Below are 4018 nucleotides of genomic sequence, written 5' to 3'. Positions count from 1 at the left end.
GGCGCCCATTGCAAAGAAGGCCGCAAGTACCATGTATTCTCGACGCTCGGGTTTCCGGGAGAGACTTTCGCCGAAGTGCTGAATGGCAGCACGATCGTCTTGTGTATCGAGCCCTCGGACCTGATTCGCGGGTCGATTCGGAACAGCCGGAGCAGGCGAATGCGGGTCAAATTGTGCTTTGGCTGAAGAAGAAAGACCGCCGCAGCCCATGATTGATCAATCAGGCCACGAAGCGGTACGCGCGAGCACAGCGAAGCACGCTCGTCGGCGTCGGTGGACAATTCCCAGACGTTCCGGCAGCCGTCCATCGAGTGGCATGGAGCGACTGTGAAGTGATCAACCCACGGGATGAGATACAGAACAACCCGCAATACGGGTAGTATTCTCCGTTTCGCTCATGGATCCAATATCAACGAGCAAAAAACATCACATCTTCCGGCAAGTGTCTCCAAACACGCCGGAAGAGTGAGTGTACAATTCAGGACAATGAGGAGAGCGGGAAGAGCGGAACTCGCCAATCGCGCTTATCCAGCTATGACGCTAAACTCTTGTCTGGACTACATATTTCCAGCGTAGAGAACGTGACCAACCGTTCCGTGGGTCTCAACATTGAAGGATTGAAGCGAGGGCAACTTATACCCGCCCTTCTTCAACTGCTGCACAACGGCCTTGCGTGTCTCGGGAGAAAATACTTCAGAATTCAACATTGGATGCCCCATGCACTATTTTGCTCTTAATGACATACCTTGATCTGTAATTTCAAGAGGGTTATATATCTGTGTAGTGGCCGTAATACAAACTCACCCATAGAAATCATAGGCTTGGCTTGTTTATCCCCAAGTAGAATTTTTTTTTCAAGATAAGTAATTCCTTATAGATTTTCCGGAACACTCCCATTATCCTGCTATGTAACGAGTTATGGGGGATCAGTTTATGATCAGACGCGTCACGGCAGCTCTGGCGACAACCGCAGCGGGAGCCATTCTTGCCATCATCGGAACATCATCACCGGCGCAAGCCCAGGACACCCAGAGTGGTGGCTTTTACATCGGTGTGACAGGCGGCTACGGTTTTGGTGAGGCGGACGTCAAGGGTGACCTACTCCGCGACCATAGCAATCCTTCGTCGCAGGTTGTGTCTGAGGATGGCAAAGGCGATCTCGAAGGCGGCATGATCGGCGGTCTTGTTGGCTTTGATTATGCGCTTGGAAATGGTTTGGTCATCGGCGCCGTGGGCGATCTGTCCTGGTTGAACGCGACCGGCAATGCAGACGTCGAGCCCTCGGTCATCAATCTTACGGGTTCCGACTATGACGTTGATACGTCGCTGAGCTGGCTCGGCACACTTCGCGGACGTGTTGGTTTCGAAATGGGCGATGTCCTGGTCTACGGCACGGGTGGTTTGGCGTTCGGCGGTGTCGATGCAGACTTGAGCGTGTCCGGGTCCGGTGAGATCAACAGCGATAGCAACACCCAGGTGGGCTGGACTGTCGGCGGCGGTGTGAACTACATGGCGACCGATAACGTCATGCTGGGTGTTGAATACCTCTATGTTGATCTCGGAGAGGGCTCATACCAATTCGGTGACACGGGCGATGCTGACATCGACCTGAACATGTCGATCGTCAGGGGAACGGTGAGCTTCAAGTTCTGAGCTTTCCGTCCGCAGTTTGATGGCGCTCAGCCGCAAGGCGGCTGAGCGCCATTACTTTGTTTAACTGGTCTGCGGAGGGAAGCTGCCTTCAGGCGGGGCACAGCGGCAGAATCAAATCAAGAGCGAGCACCGTAGGAGCGCCTTAACCCGAGTTGCCGGATGGCAGCACGGGCTTCGTCAACCAGAGTGCGATAGCCAGCTCAGCTAGGCGCCCAGGTCCTTCAGCCACCATCAAGGTGGAAAAATGCTAAGGCCGGAAGGCGTTGCATCCGGTAGGCTCTTCGTGCAAGGGCAAACCACCCGAAGAAAAGCCGCTGCCAGAACTAAACGCCACCCTCCGAAGTCCGGCCTGGCGGGCGAATCCTCCGCGCAATCACTTTATGGCGAAGGATGGGAGATTGTCGGCGTCTTTGGCGGAATCGCGGCCTATGATGAAGGTTTCAAGGCTGCTCATTATCTTTACCATCCTGCCGCTGTGGTCTTCTTGCTCTGCAATGGACCTCTCGGTTTCGATGTCCTGAGCGCCGTGTTTAAACTGGACGGGTTCGCCGGAATCGCTTCCACCGCGCTCGATCCGCTCCATGCGGCATTTCCCGCGGTCACCGCGCTTCATGGGTCTGGCTCCTCGTCTGAAACCATACAATAATGGCGCTGAAAACTGTCTCCGGAAATGTGCAGGTTGCATCCACTGCGAATCCTCAGAATGGCCCCCAGCGGGTCACAGCGGCCAGTCAACCACCGCTATTGTGGGTACGGCTGATCACCGTCACTCATGTCCGCGTCCCTCTTCCATAGGCGCGGTCGTCGACTTTGCGCAGCCATATCGTAGAGTTTCTGTTCGGGCGTGGACCCTCAAGTTCACCAGCGTCAAGTCGTCGGTACCTTGGCCGCGCTGGCCTGCGAGGGTCCAGACGCTGTTGAGCGTACTGTCATCCTGAACGAGATAAATCATCAGGCCCACCACATCTTAAATCACATAGAGTGCCGCCAGCGAATAGCCGTCTGGGGTGCAGATGCAAACCGTCCCGCGCCCCAAACTGGCCTGATTAAACTTGCAGGTTGAGTTGGGTGTGATTACGATCTCGGCCGTGCCCGCGCAGGATGAGCCATCAAGATTGGTTCCCTTCACGGTGTGCTCACGAGCCAGGTCCTGCGCCACAGCGGGCATTGCCACTCTCGAGCGGCACAACCCTCAGTAGGCTCAGCTTAGTCTGACCGGATAGACACTCATCGTCCGATGGTTACGAAGTCATCCTTACAGTTATGGAACGAATTGTTCGAGATTCTTGCGAGAACCGGTCTCGCCACGAACGGTGCCAGCGGATCTGGGAAATCCACCTCGGTCCAGCCCGTGGTAGGTGCTTGCGCCGTAAGAAGTGGCCGCATACCCGCCATCCGCGTTCAAACTTGCGTCGTAATCACTGTGGCCGAAATATCAAAGACAAGTTGAAGGCGATATACTCCGAGTTGCTTGATGTAAGTCAAAGCTATGTACTTATGAACTCTTATAACTTTACATGTGGCAAATTTAACAGAGCCACTTGCCAAGAAACAGGAGTTTAACATGACTTTTAAATCGAAGCTTGTTCTCTCGGTATCCGCTCTGCTCTTTCTGGTTGCGCCCGTCTTCGCTGCCCTTGCAATGAATGCTGCGGAGTGCGAAGCCTTGTTTGAAAAGGCTGACACAGACAAGGATGGAGCTCTGGCTCAGATGGAAGATCCCAAGTGGGAGCAGCGCATCAGCCACATGTCGACCATCACGAAGAAGGATCAAGGCATCGTCACAAAAGATCAGTTCATGCAGTCTTGCAAGATGGGTGAGATGGACGGCCTCTGACCACCTAAGGGGATGTTGAAGGGACCATTCCGCTGGGTGGTCCCTTCTCCTTATGGCGATGCATGACTTGAAGGTGAGCCTTCTCCTAAGAGCTACGATGAGCCAGAAATTCTCCCGTCCTCAAGTCATTCGATACGTCTCAGAAGCGCTGCCCCTCTGGCAGGGTAGTTGTCCATCTGTCTCAATTCCTGAAGTAGACCCTTGATCGGCCTCCAACGAGTGGTCCAAGTTGAATGTTGATTTATTGGTAGCCTCGGCGCCATCGCGGGCGGCGGATCTGGTCGTGATGACGCAGTTGATTACGCGAACGACGGAAGCGAAGACCTCATGGGTAAGCGGCCAGTCGCTAGAGCATAGTCCATAAAAGTGAAAGCGACTTTTGCGATAAAACCGTGCTCAAGCTAGCCCGGATTATTCGTCTGGGCGATGATCTTGGGTTGGCGGATGTAGCGTAATTCGTTGATTTGGTGTAGGAATTCGTTGTCGAGACGATTGCCTGCAGCCGTGTCAACAAAGGCAACACCCGCC

Annotated in this window: 4 protein-coding genes; 2 read left to right on the top strand and 2 right to left on the bottom strand. The window is 54.2% G+C overall.

Going from position 1 to position 4018, the window contains the following annotated elements:
* The coding region (locus tag ACILRA_RS20655) for a hypothetical protein (protein ID WP_395663934.1) at window positions 1–281 on the bottom strand (281 nt) is incomplete at its 3' end.
* Window positions 282–933: 652 nt separating this feature from the next.
* Here ACILRA_RS20655 and ACILRA_RS20650 point away from each other — a divergent pair.
* On the top strand, window positions 934–1653 hold the full coding sequence (locus ACILRA_RS20650) for an outer membrane protein (protein WP_395663933.1): 720 nt from the start codon (window positions 934–936) through the stop codon (window positions 1651–1653).
* Window positions 1654–2026: 373 nt separating this feature from the next.
* On the opposite strand, the gene ACILRA_RS20645 is transcribed toward ACILRA_RS20650, so the two are convergent.
* Entirely contained in the window at window positions 2027–2266 is a 240-nt protein-coding gene (locus ACILRA_RS20645; RefSeq protein WP_395663932.1) for a hypothetical protein, read from the bottom strand.
* A 951-nt stretch (window positions 2267–3217) separates the two neighbouring features.
* On the opposite strand from ACILRA_RS20645, the gene ACILRA_RS20640 reads away from it, so the two are divergent.
* Window positions 3218–3490, top strand: a complete 273-nt coding sequence (locus ACILRA_RS20640; RefSeq protein WP_395663931.1) for a hypothetical protein — start codon at window positions 3218–3220, stop codon at window positions 3488–3490.
* Window positions 3491–4018: the final 528 nt, after the last annotated feature.

Source organism: Aestuariivirga sp., from assembly GCF_044239095.1.
GTDB lineage: Bacteria > Pseudomonadota > Alphaproteobacteria > Rhizobiales > Aestuariivirgaceae > Aestuariivirga.
The sequence above is the reverse complement of the archived record's forward strand: the minus strand, read 5'-3'. Positions and strand labels throughout refer to the sequence as shown.

Bases quoted from the DNA above. Each gene is read 5' to 3' on its own strand.
- ACILRA_RS20650 (WP_395663933.1), top strand. From the start codon at position 934: ATGATCAGACGCGTCACGGCAGCTCTGGCGACAACCGCAGCGGGAGCC.
- ACILRA_RS20645 (WP_395663932.1), bottom strand. From the start codon at position 2,266: ATGAAGCGCGGTGACCGCGGGAAATGCCGCATGGAGCGGATCGAGCGC.
- ACILRA_RS20640 (WP_395663931.1), top strand. From the start codon at position 3,218: ATGACTTTTAAATCGAAGCTTGTTCTCTCGGTATCCGCTCTGCTCTTT.